20 protein-coding genes are annotated in these 22,012 nt (G+C 45.3%); 19 read left to right on the plus strand and 1 reads right to left on the minus strand.

Features of this window, described 5'->3' with window-relative positions; genetic code table 11:
• Window positions 1-10: 10 nt before the first annotated feature.
• From cysP to sirC, 6 genes are all read left to right on the plus strand, one after another.
• A complete protein-coding gene (cysP, locus tag CDO84_RS07430; RefSeq protein ID WP_040083201.1) occupies window positions 11-1,075 on the plus strand; it encodes a sulfate permease in 1,065 nt (354 codons plus the stop codon).
• A gap of 48 nt (window positions 1,076-1,123) precedes the next feature.
• Window positions 1,124-2,272: a sulfate adenylyltransferase gene (gene sat, locus CDO84_RS07435; RefSeq protein WP_014663919.1), complete on the plus strand. Its 1,149-nt coding sequence runs from the start codon at window positions 1,124-1,126 to the stop codon at window positions 2,270-2,272.
• Between the two features lie 12 nt (window positions 2,273-2,284).
• Window positions 2,285-2,878: an adenylyl-sulfate kinase gene (gene cysC / locus CDO84_RS07440; protein WP_015252120.1), complete on the plus strand. Its 594-nt coding sequence runs from the start codon at window positions 2,285-2,287 to the stop codon at window positions 2,876-2,878.
• Window positions 2,879-2,976: 98 nt separating this feature from the next.
• Window positions 2,977-3,750, plus strand: coding sequence for a uroporphyrinogen-III C-methyltransferase (cobA, locus tag CDO84_RS07445; protein WP_040083200.1), 774 nt, complete (start codon window positions 2,977-2,979; stop codon window positions 3,748-3,750).
• Between the two features lies 1 nt (window position 3,751).
• Window positions 3,752-4,537, plus strand: coding sequence for a sirohydrochlorin chelatase (gene sirB / locus CDO84_RS07450; RefSeq protein WP_040083199.1), 786 nt, complete (start codon window positions 3,752-3,754; stop codon window positions 4,535-4,537).
• Window positions 4,518-5,006 (plus strand): precorrin-2 dehydrogenase, encoded by a 489-nt coding sequence (gene sirC, locus CDO84_RS07455; RefSeq protein WP_040083198.1) that lies wholly within the window; start codon window positions 4,518-4,520, stop codon window positions 5,004-5,006. Before sirB ends, sirC begins: the two co-directional genes overlap by 20 nt.
• Before the next feature lie 39 nt (window positions 5,007-5,045).
• Here the strand turns inward: sirC and rqcH are convergent, their stop codons facing one another.
• Entirely contained in the window at window positions 5,046-6,758 is a 1,713-nt protein-coding gene (gene rqcH / locus CDO84_RS07460) for a tRNA modification protein RqcH (RefSeq protein WP_040083197.1), read from the minus strand.
• A 121-nt stretch (window positions 6,759-6,879) separates the two neighbouring features.
• Between rqcH and CDO84_RS07465 the strand changes: the two genes are divergently transcribed.
• The 13 genes from CDO84_RS07465 to prkC all read left to right on the plus strand — a co-directional run bounded on the left by CDO84_RS07465 (window position 6,880) and on the right by prkC (window position 22,003).
• Window positions 6,880-9,552 carry a calcium-translocating P-type ATPase, SERCA-type gene (locus CDO84_RS07465; protein ID WP_040083196.1) on the plus strand — a complete coding sequence of 891 codons (2,673 nt, stop codon included), beginning with the start codon at window positions 6,880-6,882 and terminating at the stop codon, window positions 9,550-9,552.
• Between the two features lie 82 nt (window positions 9,553-9,634).
• Window positions 9,635-10,510, plus strand: a complete 876-nt coding sequence (locus tag CDO84_RS07470; RefSeq protein WP_040083195.1) for a YicC/YloC family endoribonuclease — start codon at window positions 9,635-9,637, stop codon at window positions 10,508-10,510.
• A gap of 76 nt (window positions 10,511-10,586) precedes the next feature.
• Window positions 10,587-10,856 carry an extracellular matrix/biofilm regulator RemA gene (gene remA, locus CDO84_RS07475; protein WP_003154355.1) on the plus strand — a complete coding sequence of 90 codons (270 nt, stop codon included), beginning with the start codon at window positions 10,587-10,589 and terminating at the stop codon, window positions 10,854-10,856.
• Between the two features lie 7 nt (window positions 10,857-10,863).
• Window positions 10,864-11,478: a guanylate kinase gene (gmk, locus tag CDO84_RS07480; protein ID WP_003232083.1), complete on the plus strand. Its 615-nt coding sequence runs from the start codon at window positions 10,864-10,866 to the stop codon at window positions 11,476-11,478.
• Window positions 11,479-11,481: 3 nt separating this feature from the next.
• Window positions 11,482-11,685, plus strand: a complete 204-nt coding sequence (gene rpoZ, locus CDO84_RS07485) for a DNA-directed RNA polymerase subunit omega (RefSeq protein WP_003221520.1) — start codon at window positions 11,482-11,484, stop codon at window positions 11,683-11,685.
• 80 nt (window positions 11,686-11,765) lie between these two features.
• The gene (gene coaBC / locus CDO84_RS07490; RefSeq protein WP_040083194.1) at window positions 11,766-12,986 is read left to right on the plus strand and encodes a bifunctional phosphopantothenoylcysteine decarboxylase/phosphopantothenate--cysteine ligase CoaBC; all 1,221 of its coding nucleotides are present in this window, start codon (window positions 11,766-11,768) and stop codon (window positions 12,984-12,986) included.
• Window positions 12,983-15,400: a primosomal protein N' gene (gene priA, locus CDO84_RS07495; RefSeq protein ID WP_040083193.1), complete on the plus strand. Its 2,418-nt coding sequence runs from the start codon at window positions 12,983-12,985 to the stop codon at window positions 15,398-15,400. The genes coaBC and priA overlap by 4 nt, the downstream gene beginning before the upstream one ends.
• A gap of 26 nt (window positions 15,401-15,426) precedes the next feature.
• Window positions 15,427-15,909 carry a peptide deformylase gene (gene def / locus CDO84_RS07500; protein WP_040083192.1) on the plus strand — a complete coding sequence of 161 codons (483 nt, stop codon included), beginning with the start codon at window positions 15,427-15,429 and terminating at the stop codon, window positions 15,907-15,909.
• A gap of 4 nt (window positions 15,910-15,913) precedes the next feature.
• Window positions 15,914-16,867: a methionyl-tRNA formyltransferase gene (gene fmt, locus CDO84_RS07505; protein WP_040083191.1), complete on the plus strand. Its 954-nt coding sequence runs from the start codon at window positions 15,914-15,916 to the stop codon at window positions 16,865-16,867.
• Window positions 16,854-18,197: a 16S rRNA (cytosine(967)-C(5))-methyltransferase RsmB gene (gene rsmB / locus CDO84_RS07510; protein ID WP_040083190.1), complete on the plus strand. Its 1,344-nt coding sequence runs from the start codon at window positions 16,854-16,856 to the stop codon at window positions 18,195-18,197. The genes fmt and rsmB overlap by 14 nt, the downstream gene beginning before the upstream one ends.
• Before the next feature lie 3 nt (window positions 18,198-18,200).
• Window positions 18,201-19,292 (plus strand): dual-specificity RNA methyltransferase RlmN, encoded by a 1,092-nt coding sequence (rlmN, locus tag CDO84_RS07515; protein WP_014663932.1) that lies wholly within the window; start codon window positions 18,201-18,203, stop codon window positions 19,290-19,292.
• A 6-nt stretch (window positions 19,293-19,298) separates the two neighbouring features.
• Entirely contained in the window at window positions 19,299-20,063 is a 765-nt protein-coding gene (gene prpC / locus CDO84_RS07520; protein WP_040083189.1) for a protein-serine/threonine phosphatase PrpC, read from the plus strand.
• Window positions 20,057-22,003 carry a serine/threonine protein kinase PrkC gene (gene prkC, locus CDO84_RS07525; RefSeq protein WP_040083188.1) on the plus strand — a complete coding sequence of 649 codons (1,947 nt, stop codon included), beginning with the start codon at window positions 20,057-20,059 and terminating at the stop codon, window positions 22,001-22,003. The genes prpC and prkC overlap by 7 nt, the downstream gene beginning before the upstream one ends.
• The last annotated feature ends 9 nt before the right edge of the window (window positions 22,004-22,012 follow it).

Here is a 22,012-nt window from a genome sequence, read left to right on the forward strand (position 1 = left end):
GAGCTGCAAAATGGAACTAGCCGCTATTTTATTTAGCTTGTTTTTCGCGATGAATATTGGTGCAAGCGGCGCTGCAGCTTCGATGGGAGTTGCTTACGGCTCTGGAGCCATCAAAAAGAAAACCTACGCTTTGATCCTATGCGCAGTCGGTGTCTTGGCCGGGGCGGTCATTGGCGGAGGCGAGGTCGTAAAAACAATCAGCTCTGGCATTATCCCAGAACAGACGATTACACTGACGATTGTTTGCATCATTATTGGAGCTGCTGCGCTGTCGCTCTTTACGGCTAATCTGCTCGGCATTCCTTTATCGACAAGTGAAGTGACGGTCGGCGCGGTTGTCGGCGTGGGAGTGGCTTATAAAGTATTGTTTGTGAATAATCTTCTGATCATTGTGACATTTTGGGTTTTTGTCCCGCTGTTCGCTTTTGGCTTCACCTATTTCGTATCTAAGCTTTTTCGTTATTTTAAGATTGAAGTGAAATCTTCTAAACAGCAAAAAATCCTCGGCATTGTTTTGTTAGTTGCCGGATTTTTCGAAGCATTCTCTGCCGGCATGAATAATGTGGCGAATGCCGTTGGCCCGTTAGTGGCTGCCGGTGTGCTTGATGTCGTAAAAGGGACCTTGTACGGAGGAGCTTTTGTTGCGCTCGGCGCACTGTTATTAGGCCGGCGTGTATTAGAAACAAACGGGAAGAAAATTACGAGATTTTCAAAAGGAGAAGGCATTCTCTTATCTGGCACAGGAGCGGGACTGGTAATAATCAGTTCTGTATTTGGGATGCCGGTGCCCTTGGCGCAAGTCACGTCATCGTCTATTATCGGCATAGGCATGGCAAAAAACGGTCCGAACGTGTTCCATAAACAAGTTGTTCAAACGATGCTGAAGGTATGGATCGTATCGCCGTTTTTATCTTTATCGATTTCTTATCTGCTTGTATCCTTGTTTTTAAAAGCGGATTATTATTCGATCTTTATCATGGTAAGTGTGCTTTTAGCGGCGGGCGGTGCCGTCAGCCTGACAAAGGCCATTCGTAAAGAGAGACGCTCAGTCCACGAACAAGGCGGGGGAATCTGAACATTAATCTGAGTAATTTTATAAGTTAACTAGGAGGAGATGGATGTTATGAGCTTAGCACCACATGGAGGAACATTAGTAAATAGAGTAGATGAATCATATGATGTGAGCAGCATTCAAAAAGAAATTGAACTTGATTTAATTTCTTTCGCGGATTTGGAATTGATCGGTATCGGCGCATACAGCCCGATTGAAGGTTTCTTTAATGAAAAAGATTACGAATCTGTTGTCGAAAACATGCGTCTTTCTTCCGGCGTTGTCTGGTCTCTTCCAATCACACTTCCGGTCGATGCGCAAAAAGCAGCGGAACTGTCTGTTGGCGAAACGGTAAAGTTAACGTATGAAGGAGACGCATACGGCGTTATCCAAATCGAAGACCTGTATGTGCCTGACAAACAAAAAGAAGCTATCAATGTGTACAAAACGGATGAGCAGGAGCATCCGGGTGTTAAAAAACTGTTCAGCCGCGGCAATACATATGTCGGTGGACCGATCACGTTGATTAAAAAAGCTTCAAAACAGTTCCCTGAGTTTACTTTTGAACCGGCAGAAACAAGACGCCAGTTTGCTGAAAAAGGCTGGGAAACGATTGTCGGCTTCCAAACAAGAAACCCTGTTCACAGAGCGCATGAATACATTCAAAAAACGGCTCTTGAAACAGTAGACGGCTTGTTCTTGAATCCGTTAGTAGGTGAAACAAAATCCGATGACATCCCAGCTGATGTACGGATGGAAAGCTACCAAGTTCTTCTTGATCATTATTACCCGAAAGATCGCGTGTTCCTTGGTGTCTTCTTGGCGGCGATGCGTTATGCAGGCCCGAGAGAAGCAATTTTCCACGCGCTTGTCAGAAAGAACTACGGATGCACACATTTCATCGTTGGCCGTGATCATGCAGGTGTAGGTGACTATTACGGAACATACGAAGCACAGGAGCTGTTTGACACATTCAAACCTGAAGAACTCGGGATTACACCGCTGAAATTCGAGCACAGCTTCTTCTGTAAAAAATGCGGAAATATGGGGACAGCGAAAACATGCCCTCATGGCAGAGAGCATCACGTCATTTTATCAGGCACTAAGGTAAGAGGTATGCTGAGAGACGGCGTGCTGCCTCCTGCTGAATTCAGCCGAAAAGAAGTCGTAGAAGTGTTAATCAAAGGGATGAAGAAAAAAGAAGAAGTAGGCGTATCTTAAGGAGGATTGGCAGTGACAAATCGCGATATTGTATGGCATGAAGCCTCTATCACAAAAGAAGAGTACCAGCAAAAAAACAAGCATAAAAGCTCCATTCTCTGGCTGACAGGGTTAAGCGGCTCAGGCAAATCAACCATTGCCAACGCCGCTGCGAGAGAATTGTTTGAGCAAGGCTACCAAGTCATTGTGCTGGACGGGGATAATATCCGTCACGGCTTAAATAAGGATCTTGGTTTTTCTGATGAAGACCGAAAAGAAAACATCCGCCGAATCGGAGAGGTGGCAAAACTTTTTGTTCAGCAGGGAACCATTGTCATTACTGCTTTTATCTCTCCTTTCCGCGAGGACAGACAACAGGTTCGCGAGCTTGTGGAAGCTGGCGAATTCAATGAAGTATACATTAAATGTGACCTTGATATTTGTGAACAAAGGGATCCGAAAGGACTCTATAAAAAAGCAAGAAACGGAGAGATCCCGTTTTTTACAGGAATTGATTCTCCTTATGAAGAACCGGAAGCGCCAGAGCTCGTTCTTGATTCAGGACAGCATGACCGTGAAGCGTGTAAAAATCAGCTGATCGAGTTTGTCAAGCAAAAATTGAGCTGAATATGATCTGCTGCGTTCTTCTCAGATACCGGAATGCAAGCGAGAACAACATCACAGCGAATGTTCTGGAAGAACTCGAATAGATCGGGGGAAATACGATGGGAAAAGTATATATTGTAGGAGCGGGTCCCGGTGATCCTGATCTGCTGACGATTAAAGCGCTGAAAGCCATTGAAAAAGCTGATGTTATCTTATATGACAGATTAGTAAATAAAGAGATGTTACAATATGCCAAAGAGCAAGCAGACCTGATCTACTGCGGGAAGCTTCCAGATTTTCATACGATGAAGCAGGAAACCATCAATCGATTTCTTGTGAAGTATGTGCAAAAAGGGAAAATAGTTGTCAGACTGAAAGGCGGTGACCCTTTTGTGTTCGGCAGGGGAGGGGAAGAAGCGGAATGCCTCTCTGAAAATGGCATACCGTTTGAAATCATCCCTGGCATTACGTCAGGAATCGCGGCAGCCGCTTATGCCGGGATTCCTGTTACTCATCGGGATGCGGGCTCTAACGTCGCATTTGTAACGGGTCATTATAAAAGTGATGAAGATTTTGAGGAAAAGTGGAAAGCGCTGGCTACAGGAATTGATACACTTGTCATCTATATGGGTATCAAAAACGTGCAGCAGATTGAAAGAAAACTCCTTGAAAACGGCCGGGACGGTTCTACGCCGGCAGCCTTTATTCATTGGGGAACAACGGACAAGCAAAAATCTGTTTTTTGTACAGTTGACACCCTTTCAGAAACAGTGATAAAAGAAAACATTACAAATCCGAGTTTAATTGTCATTGGAAATGTTGTAAATTATCACTATAAGCTGGAATGGTTTGAATCTGAACTGAAAAAACAAGATTTAAGCGAGGCGTTGTAAAATGAAACAAGCAATTTTATATGTCGGCCACGGCAGCCGGGTCAAAAAAGCTCAGCAAGAAGCCGCAGCCTTTTTGGAAGGGTGTAAGGCACACATCTCTGTGCCAGTACAAGAAATCAGCTTTTTAGAGCTTCAGGAGCCGACAATTGAGACAGGATTTGAAGCATGTGTGAAGCAAGGCGCCACTCATATCGCAGTGGTGCCTCTGCTTCTTTTAACAGCTGCGCATGCAAAACATGATATTCCGGAAGAAATTGCGCGTGCTGCATCCCGATTTCCGTCAGTCCATATTTCATACGGAAAGCCGATCGGGATTGACGAAGAAGTAGTCAAGGCCGTATATCATCGAATGAAAGACATTGGTGTTCCGTATGAAAATGCCAGAGTGGTGCTCATTGGAAGGGGAAGTTCAGATCCAGATGTCAAAAGAGACGTGACTGGCATTGCTCATCTTCTTCAGGAAATGGTTCCAGTCAAGGAAGTCATTCCGTGCTTTTTGACAGCATGCGGCCCGAATTACAAAGAGGTTTTTTCAGAACTTGAAAAAGATGACGGCACAACAACCTTTATCGTTCCGTATTTGCTCTTTACGGGTATGCTGATGAATGAAATCGAACGAGAGGTTCAGACATTAAAAGCTCATAATCCGAATGTCTATCTTTCTTCTTATATCGGTTTCCACCCTCATGTGAAGAGTGCATTTTTAAACCGTGTGAAAGAAACTGCGGCAAATCCTGAGGGACAATTTGATTTTGATGGAGGTTCATATGCTTCCGCTGCACATTAGCCTGGAAAAGAAGAAGGTTGTCATTGCGGGGGGCGGCAGCATCGCTCTCAGAAGACTGAAAATGGTGATTTCTGAAGGAGCAGATATAACGCTTGTCAGTCCGGATGTTGAACCGGAAATCAAGCAAATGGCAGAAGATCAACGCATCAAATGGAAAAAACGGACGATCGAAAAAGAAGATTATCTCAATGCTTTTTTCATTATTGCCGCGACGGATGATGCAGCAGTGAACAAAGAAATTGCCCAATCCGCTTCGCCTTTTCAGCTTGTCAATTGTGTCAGTGACGCTGAGCTTGGCAATGTATATATGCCGAAAATCGTAAAAAGAGGGCATGTCACGGTGTCCGTTTCTACAAGCGGAGCCAGTCCAAAGCACACAAAAGAGCTTGCTGAAAACGTGGATAAGCTGGTTGACGGCGATTTTGTTGCTGAAGTGGATAGGCTTTATCAAGTGAGAAGAAAGAAATAAGCCAGAGCATAATAATGCTCTGGCTTTTCTTTATGCGGCTTAACTTTTTTTCAGCTTGATGACAGTATCAGCATCTGGCGTGACAAAGACGGTATGCTGGCTGTCATAGGTGACGAAACCGGGTTTCGCGCCGTTCGGTTTTTTGACATGCCTGATTTTTGTATAATCTACAGGCACGGAGCTTGAATCTTTAGCTTTTGAAAAATAAGCTGCAATTGTCGCGGCTTCAGTGATTGTTTGCTCATCCGGTTCGCTGCTTCTGATCACAACGTGGGAGCCAGGAATGTCCTTCGTGTGAAGCCAAATATCATCTCTGGCTGCCGCTCTTGTCGTTAAATATTCATTTTGGCGATTGTTCTTCCCTACTAAAATCGTCAGTCCAGAGGAGGATTCGTATGTTTCTAACACCGGGTTGTGCGTTTTTTGCTTTTTCTGGCCTTTTTGCTGCTTAGGGCGTAAATATTTGCCCTCCACAAGCTCTTCCCTGATTTCACTGATATCCCGGGGAGAAGCGGAGGAAAGCTGCTGAATCAGCTGATCGAAGTATTCGATCTCTTCCTGTGCCAGCCTGATTTGCTCCTCTACAACCGCGACCGAATTTTTTGCTTTCTGATACTTCGTGAAGTAGGCCTGGGCATTTTCGGAAGGTGTTTTGTTCGGGTTTAAAGGAATCGTGATCGTCGGGCTTTCTTCATCATAATAGTTGATGACCTCAGCCTGTTTATCACCTTTTTTCAGCATATATAAATTAGCAGTTAAAAGCTCCCCGTAAAGCTGGAATTCCTTCGCATTTTCCGAATACTCCAGTGTTTTCTCTAATTTTTTGATTTTGTTGGCATTTTTCTTCCGTTCGTTGACAACAAACCGCTCAAGATCTTGAGCCTGCTGTTTGACCCGGTCTCGTTCAGCTTTTCCGAAATAAAAACGGTCGAGCAGGTCGCTTAATGAATCAAAACGGCGCGCTTCGCCTTTTAGATGAGTCAGCTCCAGCAGATAAAAATATTCCTTTCCGTTAACAGTCGTAATGTTGGGAATGAAACGGTGCTCTTTTACTTCGGCAAACTGTGCCAGTAATGCTTTTGGCAGTGTGATTTTGTTGGCGAGGCCAGCTCTGTGAACCGCTTCTTTGGCGAAAAGCGGAGACACCCCTGAAAAGTGGTCGACAATTTGTTTATCAAGCCGTCCTTCTTGAAAACTGAGGTGACGCAAAATATCATCTTCTGACGCCTCAAGCGGTGATATTTTGTCCTGGGCAGGCGGAAGCTTATAATCTTGGCCGGGCAGTACTGTACGGTAGCTGTTCATTGACGGCGATAAATGCTTAAGTCCATCGATGATCACATTTTCTGCAGCGTCGGTCAAAATAATATTGCTGTGGCGGCCCATAATTTCTACATAAAGCTTTCGTACGGTTTCATCGCCAATTTCGTTTCGGCTTTTGATATGAAAAATCATAATGCGGTCTAAGCCCGCTTGTTCGATTTTCTCAATGAATCCGCCTTCGATATGCTTTCTCAGCAGCATGCAAAACATTGGCGGTTCACTTGGATTTTCATAGGCTTGTGTCGTGATATGCACCCGTGAATAGCTCGGATGTGCCGATAATAATAGTTTTTGGTTTTTTCCCTTGGCACGGATGTGGAAAATCACATCGTGCTTATATGGCTGATGGACTTTTGTAATTCGTCCGCCCATTATTTTCTCGTTAAGTTCGTGTGTCATTCCGTATGTAAACATGCCATCAAACGACATATGCAATACACCCTCTCATTCTTCCTGCATTCGATAATTATAGCATGAAATGGGACGAGTCAGAATAAGCATGCTTATAGAGTGATATCTCTATAAGAGAGCAGGGGAGTGGACGAGCGGAATGAAGTTTCATGAAATGGGACAAACAGATTTACTAGAGGCAACCAATACGTCCATGAAACAAGGATTAACAGAAAAAGAAGTGAAAAAACGCCTTGACAAGCATGGGCCAAACGAGCTGCAAGAAGGGAAAAAAACGTCAGCGCTTCTCTTGTTTTTCGCGCAGTTCAAAGATTTTATGGTGCTTGTGCTTCTGGCGGCAACGTTAATCTCAGGATTTCTTGGTGAATATGTAGATGCGGTTGCGATTATTGCGATTGTGTTTGTGAATGGCATACTCGGTTTCTTTCAAGAAAGGCGAGCTGAGCAATCTCTTCAAGCTTTAAAAGAGCTTTCAACACCGCATGTCATGGCACTCAGGGAAGGAAGCTGGACAAAGATTCCTTCTAAGGAACTTGTGCCGGGGGATATTGTGAAATTTACGAGCGGGGACAGGATTGGTGCGGACGTTCGAATTGTTGAAGCGAGAAGCCTTGAAATAGAAGAATCAGCGCTCACCGGGGAATCAATCCCGGTTGTGAAGCACGCTGATAAACTGAAAAAACCGGATGTTTCACTTGGCGATATTACCAATATGGCATTTATGGGAACGATTGTGACCCGCGGCAGCGGTGTCGGGGTTGTTGTCGGGACAGGGATGAATACAGCAATGGGGAAAATTGCCGATATGCTTGAATCGGCAGGGACGTTGTCAACCCCGCTGCAAAGAAGATTGGAGCAGCTTGGGAAGATTTTGATTGTTGTTGCATTGCTTCTGACCGTTCTTGTTGTTGCTGTCGGTGTTATTCAGGGTCATGATCTGTACAGCATGTTTTTAGCGGGTGTCTCATTAGCGGTAGCCGCCATTCCAGAGGGGCTGCCGGCGATTGTCACCGTGGCGCTCTCGCTTGGTGTACAGCGGATGATTAAACAAAAATCCATTGTTAGAAAGCTTCCTGCTGTTGAAACGCTTGGGTGTGCGTCTATCATTTGTTCAGATAAAACAGGGACAATGACCCAAAACAAAATGACGGTGACACATGTGTGGTCCGGAGGGAAAACATGGAGAGTGACAGGGGCCGGGTATGAACCGAAAGGAAGCTTCACACTGAACGAAAAAGAGGTCAGTATCAATGAACATAAGCCGCTTCAGCAGATGCTTTTGTTCGGAGCGCTCTGTAACAACTCCAATATTGAGAAAAGAGACGGTGAATATGTGCTTGACGGAGACCCGACAGAGGGGGCGCTGCTCACCGCGGCAAGAAAAGGCGGTTTTTCAAAGGAGTTTGTAGAATCAAACTACAGGGTGATTGAAGAATTTCCTTTTGATTCTGCACGGAAAATGATGACTGTCATCGTAGAGGATCAGGACAGAAAGCGCTATATCATTACAAAAGGTGCACCGGATGTACTGATGCAGCGATCTTCCCGTATTTATTATGACGGCTCAGCCGCTCTTTTTTCAAATGAAAGAAGAGCAGAAACAGAGGCGGTATTAAGACATTTGGCATCTCAGGCGCTTAGAACGATAGCGGTCGCCTACAGGCCGATAAAAGCAGGCGAAACACCGTCAATGGAGCAGGCGGAAAAAGATCTGACGATGCTCGGCCTTTCAGGTATCATTGACCCGCCGCGACCGGAAGTCAGACAGGCGATTAAAGAGTGCCGTGAAGCGGGAATTAAGACCGTCATGATTACAGGTGATCATGTGGAGACCGCTAAAGCGATAGCGAAAGATCTGCGCCTCCTTCCGAAAAGCGGAAAAATTATGGATGGGAAAATGCTGAATGAACTTTCTCAAGAAGAGCTTTCTAATGTAGTAGAGGATGTGTATGTATTTGCCCGCGTTTCTCCTGAGCATAAACTGAAAATCGTAAAAGCCTATCAGGAGAACGGGCATATCGTGGCGATGACGGGAGACGGCGTCAATGATGCCCCTGCCATTAAACAAGCTGATATCGGCGTCTCTATGGGCATTACCGGGACAGATGTGGCTAAAGAAGCGTCATCTCTTGTGCTCGTGGATGATAATTTTGCGACGATTAAATCAGCGATAAAAGAAGGCAGGAACATCTACGAAAATATCAGAAAGTTTATTAGATACCTGTTGGCTTCTAATGTAGGAGAAATCCTTGTCATGCTGTTTGCGATGCTCCTCGCCCTTCCTTTGCCGCTCGTTCCGATTCAGATTTTGTGGGTCAACTTGGTGACGGACGGATTGCCGGCAATGGCGCTCGGCATGGATCAGCCGGAAGGAGACGTAATGAAGCGCAAGCCCCGTCATCCGAAAGAAGGGGTTTTTGCCCGCAAGCTAGGGTGGAAGGTCGTCTCCAGAGGATTTTTAATCGGAGCTGCCACTATTTTAGCGTTTATCATTGTGTACCACCGCAATCCGGAAAATTTGGCTTATGCCCAGACGATCGCATTTGCAACATTGGTGCTGGCTCAGCTTATTCACGTTTTTGACTGTCGAAGCGAGACTTCTGTTTTCTCCAGAAATCCGTTTCAAAACCTGTATTTAATCGGTGCGGTATTGTCATCCATTTTGCTGATGCTTGTAGTGATCTACTATCCGCCGCTTCAGCCGATTTTCCATACCGTAGCCATCACCCCGGGAGACTGGATGCTCGTCATCGGTATGTCTGCCATCCCTACTTTTTTGCTGGCGGGGTCACTTTTAACAAGAAAAAAATAAATCCATATGATATAATCTTAGGGGTAATAGCATGTCTATTGCCCTTTTATTATGAGAACAGGGAAGAATTGGGTGTTTTAAAATGATACGAAGTATGACAGGCTTCGGCAGTGCAAGCAAAACACAAGATGATCTCTCTGTAAGCGTAGAACTTAAATCCGTGAACTACAGATTTAAAGAAGTGAACGCTCGTTTGCCAAGGCCTTTACTATATTTTGAAGATAAGCTGAAACAGACCATTCTGCAGCATATCCAGCGCGGAAGAATTGAGCTTTTCGTATCTGTTGACAGTGATATGCTTGTTGAGAAAAAGCTTGAGATTGATTGGCCGCTGCTCGATGAGTTTGTCGCAGCTGCGAGAGATATGAAGAAGCGGTATCAATTGACTGCTGAGCCCGATGTGATGGATTTCTTTAAGCTTGATCACGTCGTCCAGGTTCATGAAGAACAGACGCAAAATGACAAGCTGGAGGCGTTGATCACCGATGCCGCAGAGGAAGCGGTAAAAGGCCTCTGTGAAATGCGTGAAAAAGAGGGGCTGCTCTTAGCGAAAGACTGCCTGATGCATATTGCTCAGCTTGAAGAGCTGGTGAGAGAAACTGAATTGCTTGCTGCAGATGTCGTATCTCGTTACCGGGAACGGCTGTACGCCAGAATCAAAGAATGGACTGAAGATGTATTAGACGAGAGCCGGCTTGTAACAGAATGCGCTATTTTTGCAGACCGCTCTGATATTACTGAAGAGATTACCAGGCTGAAGAGCCACTTCGCCCAGTTTCGTGATATATTAGCTAGTGGCGGAGCTGTCGGGCGCAAACTCGACTTTCTCGTTCAGGAGCTCAATCGGGAAGCAAATACGATCGGCTCAAAAGCAAATGATCATCAGATCACAAAGCTTGTCGTTGAAATGAAAAGTTCTATTGAAAAAATAAAAGAACAAGTGCAAAATATAGAATAGTGACTGTGCGTATTGTTTACAGACGGTCTTACTAGGCTAAACTAGAGACGTCTATTTTACAGGGGGAACGTAGAAGATGACGATTAAACTGATTAATATCGGATTTGGCAATATAATCTCCGCCAATCGGATGATTTCGATTGTCAGCCCGGAGTCTGCGCCAATCAAACGGATGATCCAGGATGCAAGAGACCGCGGAATGCTAATTGACGCTACATACGGACGAAGAACCCGTGCAGTTGTCGTCATGGATAGTGATCACATTATCTTATCTGCCGTCCAGCCTGAGACAGTTGCACACAGACTTTCTGTTAAAGAAGAAATTATGGATGAAGGGCAGGGGTAATTGCCGCATGAAAGAAAGAGGGTTATTAATCGTTCTCTCAGGTCCCTCAGGAGTTGGTAAAGGAACGGTTCGGCAAGCGATTTTTTCGCAGGAAGACACAAAATTTGAATATTCGATTTCAGTAACCACTAGAAGTCCAAGAGAGGGCGAAGTGAACGGAGTCGATTATTTTTTCAAAACAAGAGACGAATTCGAGCAAATGATTGCGGACAACAAGCTGCTTGAATGGGCAGAGTATGTCGGCAATTATTACGGCACGCCTGTCGATTATGTTGAACAGACGCTTCAAGATGGAAAAGACGTCTTTTTAGAAATTGAAGTCCAAGGGGCTCTTCAAGTGAGAAATGCTTTCCCGGAAGGCCTGTTTATTTTCCTTGCGCCTCCAAGCCTTTCTGAACTGAAGAACAGAATCGTAACACGAGGCACAGAAACAGACGCTCTGATTGAAAATCGAATGAAAGCCGCAAAAGCTGAGATTGAAATGATGGATGCTTATGATTATGTTGTTGAAAACGATAATGTCGAAACGGCTTGCGATAAAATCAAAGCAATCGTTCTTGCTGAACATTTGAAGCGTGAACGTGTTGCACCAAGATATAAGAAAATGCTGGAGGTTGAATAATCAATGTTAGATCCGTCAATTGATTCTTTAATGAATAAATTAGATTCCAAATACACGCTCGTGACTGTTTCTGCGAGACGTGCCCGTGAAATGCAAATCAAAAAAGACCAAATGATTGAACATACGATTTCACACAAATATGTAGGCAAAGCTTTAGAAGAAATTGATGCAGGCCTGCTTTCGTTTGAAAAGGAAGACCGCGAATAGTAGCACAAGTAGCAACCTATATCATGTAGGTTGTTATTTTTTTCCGTGCGGTTTTGTAAAGTGCAGAGGGGGAGAATTCATTGCTTAACAATCGAAATGTGTTACTTTGCGTAAGCGGAGGCATCGCTGTTTATAAAGCCTGTGCGTTAACGAGCAAGCTGGTTCAGGCAGGAGCAAATGTGAAAGTGATTATGACTGAATCAGCTTGCCGATTCGTTTCACCGCTGACATTTCAGGCATTGAGCCGCCACGAAGTCTATACAGATACATTTAAAGAACAAAATCCAAGCGTCATTTCTCATATTGACGCCGCAGACTGGGCTGACTTGATTATCGTGGCGCCGGCTACGGCTAATGTGATCGGAAAACTGGCTAACGGTATCGCTGATGATATGCTGACAACAACATTGTTGGCAGCGACGGCTCCCGTTTGGATCGCGCCGGCAATGAACGTTCATATGTATGACCACCCGGCAGTCAAACGAAATATTTCTGTTCTGTATCAGGACGGTTATCGTTTTATTGAGCCGAGTGAGGGCTATTTAGCATGCGGTTACGTCGGAAAAGGCAGATTGGAAGAGCCGGAAAACATCGTAAAACTGGCCGAAAAACATTTTGCTGATGAAACATCCGCCCCTTTAGAAGGCAAACGTGTGGTCATTACAGCCGGCCCAACACGGGAAGCGGTTGATCCTGTCCGGTTTTTCACCAATAAATCAACGGGCAAAATGGGCTACGCATTAGCGGAGGCTGCAGTCCGGCTTGGTGCACGGGTAACCTTAATTTCTGGGCCTGTTTCACTTGATCAGCCCAAAGGACTTGCTCAGTTTATCCCTGTTCAATCGGCTGCGGATATGCACGAAGCTGTGCTCTCTGTGTATGAAGCAAGCGATATTGTCATTAAAACAGCTGCGGTAGCCGATTTTACGCCAAAAACAGTATTTGACCATAAAATGAAAAAACAAGACGGCGGTATGACCTTAGAACTGAAAAGAACGGTCGATATTTTGAAAGAATTGGGCGAGAAAAAGAAAGAGCAGATTTTAGTCGGATTTGCCGCTGAAACACAAGACATTGAACACTATGCACGTAAAAAGCTCGCCGCTAAAAATCTTGATATGATTGTGGCAAATGATGTGAAAGCAAATGGGGCCGGTTTTGGTGCTGATACGAATATCGTGACAATCTTTTTCAAAGACGGGCATAAGCGCGAACTTCCGATCATGTCTAAGCTCGATGTTTCGTTTGAAATTCTTCAGGAGATCGCAGCCCTCTCAAAACAAACCGGAGAAAGAACATGAATTTTGCAGAGGTCATCGTGGATGTCAGCACCAAAAATATAGACAGGCCTTTTGATTACAAAATCCCAGACCATCTCAAGGGTATGATCAAAACGGGGATGCGGGTCATTGTTCCGTTTGGTCCCCGTAAGATTCAGGGGTTTGTAACAGCAGTCAAAGAAGCATCTGACCTATCGGGGAAATCTGTCAAGGAAGTAGAGGATTTATTAGATCTTACACCTGTTCTGACAGAGGAGCTTATGGATCTGTCATCATGGCTGTCCGACAAAACGCTGTCTTTTAAAATAACGGCACTTCAAGCAATGCTGCCTGCCGCATTAAAGGCAAAATATGAAAAAGAATTAAAAATTGCAAACGGAGCTGAGCTTCCGCCGCAAGTGGAGCGGCTGTTTTCTGAAACAAAGACGCTGCTGTATTCAGATATACCCGATCATAATACGTTGAAACTGATTCAAAAGCATGTTCAAAAAGGGAGCATAGACGTAACCTATAAAGTCGCGCAAAAAACAAATAAAAAAATTGTGAGGCATATTCTGGCAAATGCGAGTAAAGAAGAGCTTGCTAAGCAGGCTGAGGGATTGTCCCGTCAAGCAGCCAAGCAGCAGGCGATTCTTCACTTTTTCATCTCTGAGCCAGAAGGTGTGAAAATCCCTGCGGCGGACTTGTGCAAAAGAACGGACGCGAGCTCTGCGACCATCAAAACCCTTATCCAAAAAGGGCTTTTGAGGGAAAGCTATGAAGAGGTCTACAGAGATCCCTATCAGGATAAAATGTTCAAAAAAACAGAGCCGCTGCCATTGACAGACGAACAGAGAGCTGCCTTTGAGCCCATACGCGAGACATTGGATAAGGATGAGCATAAAGTGTTCCTCCTTCACGGCGTGACAGGCAGCGGAAAAACGGAAATTTATCTGCAATCAATTGAAAAAGTACTGGCGAAAGGAAAAGAAGCCATCGTCCTCGTACCGGAAATATCGCTGACGCCGCAAATGGTCAATCGCTTTAAGGGCCGCTTCGGCTCCAAGGTGGCAGTCATGCACAGCGGTTTATCCACAGGGGAAAAATATGACGAGTGGCGTAAAATCCACCGGAAGGAAGTACGGCTTGTCGTCGGTGCCAGATCCGCAATTTTTGCTCCGTTTGAAAATCTCGGAATGATTATCATCGATGAAGAGCACGAGTCTTCTTATAAACAGGAAGAAATGCCGCGCTATCACGCGAAAGAGGTGGCAATCAAGCGGGCTGAGCATCACAGCTGCCCGGTTGTATTAGGCAGTGCTACGCCGACATTAGAGTCATATGCACGGGCGCAAAAGGGCGTGTACGAGCTTCTCTCACTGAAGCACCGCGTTAACCATCAAGTGATGCCTGAGGTTTCGCTTGTCGATATGAGAGAGGAGCTTCGAAGCGGCAATCGCTCGATGTTTTCTGTTGAATTGATGGAAAAGCTTGAAGAAACGATTGCCAAGGGTGAGCAGGCGGTGCTGTTTTTAAATAAAAGAGGCTATTCTTCCTTTGTGATGTGCAGGGATTGCGGCTATGTCCCGCAATGTCCGCACTGCGACATTTCCATGACGTATCATCGTTATGGCCAAAGGCTGAAATGTCATTATTGCGGACATGAAGAGCCTGTTCCGCATACTTGTCCTGAATGCGCAAGCGAGCATATCCGCTTTTTCGGAACGGGAACACAGCGAGTGGAGGAAGAGCTGACAAAAGTGCTGCCAAATGCGAGAGTGATTCGGATGGATGTTGACACGACATCAAGGAAAGGCGCCCATGAAAAACTACTGTCAGCTTTCGGAGAAGGAAAAGCGGATATTCTTCTCGGAACGCAAATGATCGCGAAAGGGCTTGATTTTCCGAATGTCACGCTTGTCGGAGTGTTAAGTGCCGATACAACACTTCATATTCCTGATTTCAGATCGGCTGAAAAAACATTTCAGCTGTTAACCCAAGTCAGCGGCCGGGCAGGCAGGCATGAAAAGCCCGGCCATGTCACCATTCAAACGTATACACCGTCTCACTACAGTATCCAGCTGACGAAAACGCATGATTATGAAACGTTCTATCAGCATGAAATGGCGCACAGGAGAGAGCAATCCTATCCGCCCTACTACTTTTTGGCTCTTGTGACGGTTTCTCATGAGGAAGTGGCGAAAGCAGCGGTTACAGCTGAAAAAATCGCTCATTTTTTGAAAGCAAACTGCGGAGCTGACACGAAAATTCTCGGGCCAAGCGCGTCGCCGATAGCCAGGATCAAAGATAGATATCGCTATCAATGCGTGATAAAATACAAACAGGAAACCCAGTTATCCGCTTTATTGAAGAAGATACTGGAACATTATAAACGCGAAATTGAACAAAAGCATGTAATGATTTCAATTGATATGAATCCTTATATGATGATGTAAGATCTCACGTCTTGGAGGGTAACAAATTGGCAGTAAAAAAGGTCGTCACACATCCGGCGGAGGTTTTGGAAACACCGACGGAAAGCGTGACTGTTTTTGATAAAAAGCTAAGAAAACTGCTTGATGATATGTACGACACCATGCTTGAAATGGATGGAGTCGGACTGGCAGCGCCGCAAATCGGCATCTTAAAAAGAGTGGCTGTCGTAGATATCGGGGATGACAGAGGCAGAATTGATCTCGTTAATCCTGAAATTTTAGAGAAAAGCGGTGAGCAAACCGGAATTGAAGGATGCCTGAGCTTTCCTGGCGTCTATGGTGATGTCACACGTGCTGATTATGTCAAAGTGCGTGCGTTTAACCGTCAGGGAAAACCGTTCATTCTGGAAGCGCGAGGCTTTTTGGCGAGAGCTGTGCAGCACGAGATGGACCACTTAGACGGTGTGCTGTTTACATCTAAAATCAGTAAATACTATACAGAAGATGAACTAGCGGATATGGAAGGATGATTTGATGACGAGAATCGTATTTATGGGGACGCCGGATTTTTCAGTTCCTGTTTTAAAAACCTTGATTGAGGACGGATATGAAGTAGTGGGGGTCGTCACACAGCCGGACCGTCCGAAAGGCAGAAAAAAAGTGATGACACCTCCTCCGGTCAAGGAAGAGGCATTGCGTCACGGCATCCCGGTTCTTCAGCCGGAAAAAGTCAGATTGAAAGAAGAAATTGAAAAAGTGCTGGCATTAAAGCCTGACCTTATTGTAACGGCGGCATTCGGACAAATTTTGCCTAAGGAGCTTCTCGACAGTCCGAAATACGGCTGCATTAACGTTCACGCGTCTCTTTTGCCGGAACTGCGCGGCGGGGCTCCGATCCATTACTCTATTTTGCAGGGAAAGAAGAAAACCGGGGTTACCATTATGTATATGGTAGAAAAATTGGATGCCGGAGACATGATCTCAAAAGTGGAAGTGGACATTGAAGAAACCGATAATGTCGGAACGCTGCACGATAAATTAAGCGTTGCTGGCGCGAAGCTATTGTCTGAAACGGTTCCAAACGTCATTGCCGGCAGCATATCACCCGAAAAGCAGGATGAAGAGCAAGCGACGTACGCGCCTAATATCAAAAGAGAGCAAGAACTGCTCGACTGGTCCAGAACGGGCGAAGAGCTTTACAACCAGATCCGCGGATTAAATCCATGGCCTGTTGCTTATACAACTCTAAACGGACAAAACTTGAAAGTGTGGGCGTCGAAAAAAACACCAGCACCAACAACAGCTGAGCCCGGCACAGTCGTTGCAGTTGAAAAGGAAGGGATTATCGTTTCCACAGGTAATGATACGGCCCTGTTATTAACTGAACTTCAGCCGGCCGGCAAAAAACGCATGAAAGGCGAGGACTTTGTGCGGGGCGCTCATGTTGAAGCCGGAGATGTGTTAGGAGTAAATAATGAAAAAAACTAGTGTTCGTGACATCGCCCTTGAAGCGCTGATCAAATTAGAACAAAACCAGGCATACAGCAACCTGCTGCTGAAATCGGTCATTAAATCAAATGAACTGAGTGATCAGGACAGAGGGCTTTTGACTGAACTTGTCTATGGTACATTACAAAACAAAATCGCGCTTGATTATATGCTTAAACCGTTTATCAATAAGCCTCAAAAAGTAAAGCCGTGGGTGATTCAGCTTCTTCGCCTATCCTTATATCAAATGGAATATTTGGAGAAGATTCCAGATAGGGCAGCCATCCATGAAGCGGTTGAGATTGCTAAAATCCGCGGACACAAAGGCATTGCTTCTTTTGTCAATGGCGTGCTTCGTTCTATCCAGCGCGAAGGTGTTCCATCCTTTGACGCCATCGAAGATCCTGTACGCCGGCTGGCGATAGAAACAAGCCATCCGGAATGGCTTGTGAAAGAGTGGGCGGATGCGTATGGGTTTGACGCGGCCGAAAAGATTTGCCGTATCCACCTCATACCGCCGAAGCAAACGCTGCGTGTCAATCAAATGAAAGCAGACAGAGCTGAACTGCTTGATCAAATGGCTGCTGAGGGAATCGAAGTTGAAAAAGGCGATCTCGCTGAGGATGCTGTGAAGCTCTTAAAGGGATCAATTGCCGGAACTCATTTCTTCCAAAACGGCGAAGTATCCATCCAGGATGAGAGCTCCATGCTCGTCGCCCGCGCCCTTGATCCTAAGCCTGATGAAACAGTGCTTGACGCGTGTGCGGCGCCTGGCGGCAAATCGGCTCATATCGCAGAATTAATGAAAAACAAGGGGAGCGTTACGTCGCTTGATCTTCACAAACATAAAGTGAAGCTGATCAAAGAAGCGGCAGACCGTCTTGGCCTGACAATCATTCATGCGGAGACAATGGATGCAAGAAAAGCAGGGGAAACGTTTGAAAACGAAAAGTTTGACCGGATATTGGTTGATGCCCCGTGCTCTGGTTTCGGCGTTATCAGAAGAAAGCCGGACATGAAATACACAAAAAAGCCTGATGACAGCGCGCGTCTAGCTGAAATCCAGCTGTCGATCCTGAGGGAAATCGCACCATTAGTAAAAAAAGGTGGCACTCTTGTCTACAGTACGTGTACAATGGACCGGACAGAAAATGATGAAGTAATACATGCGTTTATACAAGAACATCCTGATTTTGAACCCGATTTGTCTCTTGAAAAGCGGCTGCCCGAAAAGGCGAGACCCTTTGTTCGGGATGGAAGGCTGCAAATCCTTCCTCATTATTTCGGAACAGATGGTTTCTTTATTTGCAGCATGAGAAAGAAGGGATAAGCAATGGCAGAACTTAATAAAACAAAAGTAAGAAAAGAGTTGCGGACAGAGCGTCCGTCTATTTATTCTTTTGAATTAGATGAAATCAAACAATGGCTGACAGACAACGGAGAGAAACCGTTCCGGGCGGCCCAGATCTTTGAATGGCTATATGAAAAACGCGTATCTTCTTTTGAAGAAATGACAAACCTGTCAAAGGATCTGCGTGAGAAATTAAACACTCATTTTGTGTTAACAACGCTGAAAACGGCTGTTAAACAAACCTCTCAAGACGGTACGATGAAGTTTTTGTTTGAGCTTCATGACGGTTATACCATCGAAACCGTTTTAATGAGACACGAGTATGGCAATTCTGTATGTGTAACGACACAAGTCGGCTGCCGTATTGGCTGCACATTCTGCGCGTCAACGCTTGGAGGCTTAAAACGAAACCTTGAAGCAGGTGAAATTGTCGCTCAAGTAGTTAAAGTGCAAAAAGCTCTTGATGAAACGGATGAACGCGTCAGCTCTGTCGTGATCATGGGAATCGGTGAACCTTTTGATAACTTTAACGAAATGCTCGCTTTCTTGAAAATCATTAACCATGACAAGGGCCTGAATATCGGTGCTCGCCATATTACGGTCTCTACGAGCGGAATCATCCCGAAAATTTACGAATTTGCTGATCAGAAAATGCAGATTAACTTTGCAATTTCCCTGCACGCGCCGAACACAGAAATCAGAAGCCGTTTGATGCCGATTAACAGAGCCTATAAACTGCCTGATCTCATGGAAGCCGTTAAATATTATATTAATAAAACGGGACGGCGCATCAGCTTTGAATACGGTCTGTTTGGAGGCGTAAACGACCAGGTGGAACACGCCGAAGAGCTTGCCGACTTGCTGGAAGGAGTCAAATGCCACGTGAACTTGATTCCGGTAAACTACGTGCCTGAACGGGATTATGTGCGCACACCGCGTGATCAGATTTTCGCTTTTGAAAAAACATTGAAATCCCGTGGAGTAAATGTCACAATCCGAAGAGAGCAAGGACATGATATTGACGCAGCCTGCGGTCAGCTTCGCGCGAAGGAGCGTCAAGACGAGACGAGGTGATGAGGGTTGTTAACAGCCTTAAAAACAGATACAGGAAAAATCCGCCAACATAATGAAGATGATGCGGGGATATTCAAGGGGAAAGATGAATTTGTATTAGCGGTTGTCGCTGATGGCATGGGCGGCCATCTTGCTGGAGATGTTGCGAGCAAGATGGCTGTGAAAGCCATGGGGGAGAAATGGAATAAAGCAGAGACAATTCCACAAGCGCCCTCGGAATGTGAAAAATGGCTCATTGAACAGATTCTTTCAGTAAACAGCAAAATATACGATCACGCTCAAGCCCACGAAGAATGCCAAGGCATGGGGACGACGATTGTATGTGCGCTATTTACGGGGAAAACGGTTTCTGTTGCCCATATCGGTGACAGCAGATGCTATTTGCTTCAGGACGAGGATTTCATTCAAGTGACAGAAGACCATTCGCTTGTAAATGAACTGGTTCGTACTGGAGAGATTTCCAGAGAAGACGCTGAACATCATCCGCGAAAAAATGTGTTGACGAAGGCGCTTGGAACAGACCAGTCAGTCAGCATCGACACACGTTCCTTTGACATCGAACCCGGAGACAAACTGCTTTTGTGTTCTGACGGACTGACGAATAAAGTGGAAGGCACTGAGTTAAAAGACATCCTGCAAAGCGATTCAGCTCCTCAGGAAAAAGTAAACCTGCTTGTGGACAAAGCCAATCAGAATGGCGGAGAAGACAACATTACAGCAGTTTTGCTTGAGCTTGCTTTACATGTTGAAGAGGGTGAAGATCAGTGCTAATCGGCAAGCGGATCAGCGGACGTTACCAAATTCTCCGCGTCATAGGCGGCGGGGGAATGGCCAACGTGTATTTAGCTGAGGATATTATTCTAGACCGTGAAGTCGCGATCAAAATCCTGCGGTTTGACTATGCAAATGACAATGAATTTATCAGGCGCTTCCGCAGAGAAGCCCAATCCGCATCGAGCCTCGATCACCCAAATATTGTCAGTATTTACGACTTGGGCGAGGAAGATGATATTTATTATATTGTCATGGAATACGTCGAAGGCATGACGCTTAAAGAATACATAACATCAAATGGGCCGCTTCACCCTAAAGAAGCGCTGAACATTATGGAGCAAATTGTCTCAGCCATCGCTCATGCCCATCAAAACCAGATTGTTCACAGAGATATCAAGCCGCATAACATTTTGATTGACCACATGGGGAATATCAAAGTAACGGATTTTGGAATTGCGACGGCATTAAGTTCGACCACAATCACCCATACCAATTCTGTCCTGGGCTCAGTCCACTACTTATCACCTGAACAGGCCCGGGGCGGCTTAGCGACAAAAAAATCGGATATTTATGCCCTTGGAATCGTTCTATTTGAGCTTTTAACGGGCCGTATTCCGTTTGACGGAGAGTCAGCAGTCAGCATCGCCTTGAAGCATCTTCAAGCGGAAACTCCTTCGACTAGAAGGTGGAACCCGTCAGTCCCCCAAAGCGTTGAAAACATCATACTAAAGGCAACGGCCAAAGACCCTTTTCATCGCTACGAAACGGCTGAAGACATGGAAGCTGACATAAAAACCGCTTTTGATGCTGACAGACTCAATGAAAAGAGATTTACGATTCAAGAAGATGAAGAGATGACAAAAGCGATACCGATCATTAAAGATGAAGAACTCGCTAAAGCTGCTGGCGAAAAAGAAGCTGATTTGACAACCGCACAAGAAAACAAAACAAAGAAAAACGGCAAAAGAAAAAAGTGGCCGTGGGTTTTGCTCACGATATGCCTCGTTTTTATCACGGCTGGAATTCTTGCTGTCACTGTTTTTCCGTCGCTTTTTATGCCTAAGGATGTCAAAATACCTGATGTCTCCGGAATGGAATACGAAAAAGCCGCAGGCCTCTTGGAAAAAGAAGGTTTACAAGTTGATTCCGAGGTGTTGGAAATCTCAGATGAAAAAATTGAAGAGGGCCTGATGGTAAAAACGGATCCCAAAGCGGAAACCACAGTCAAAGAAGGCGCCACGGTCACCCTTTATAAGAGCACCGGAAAAGCAAAAACGGAGATCGGTGATGTGACAGGCCAAACGGTCGACCAGGCAAAAAAAGCGCTGAAGGACCAAGGGTTTAAACATGTAACGGTAAATGAAGTGAATGATGAGAAAAACGCGGGCACTGTCATTGACCAAAATCCTTCAGCAGGGACTGAGCTTGTCCCGAGTGAAGATCAAGTCAAACTCACAGTCAGTATCGGACCCGAAGACATTACGCTTAGAGATTTGAAAACCTACAGTAAAGAAGCGGCGTCTGGATATCTGGAAGACAACGGCTTGAAGCTTGTAGAAAAAGAAGCATACTCAGATGATGTTCCAGAAGGACAGGTTGTCAAACAAAAACCAGCAGCAGGTACGGCAGTAAAGCCGGGAAATGAAGTGGAAGTGACATTCTCTCTAGGACCCGAGAAAAAACCTGCGAAAACAGTGAAAGAAAAGGTCGAGATCCCTTATGAACCAGAAAATGAAGGGGACGAACTTCAAGTGCAAATCGCGGTTGACGATGCGGATCACAGCATCTCTGACACTTACGAAGAATTTAAGATAAAAGAGCCGACTGAACGAACGATCGAACTAAAGATTGAACCCGGCCAAAAAGGGTACTATCAAGTAATGGTAAACAATAAAGTTGTCAGCTACAAAACCATTGAGTATCCAAAAGATGAATAACAAGGAGGG

Origin of the sequence: Bacillus sp. MD-5 (assembly GCF_002201875.1) — a bacterium.
GTDB classification, from domain to species: domain Bacteria; phylum Bacillota; class Bacilli; order Bacillales; family Bacillaceae; genus Bacillus; species Bacillus stercoris.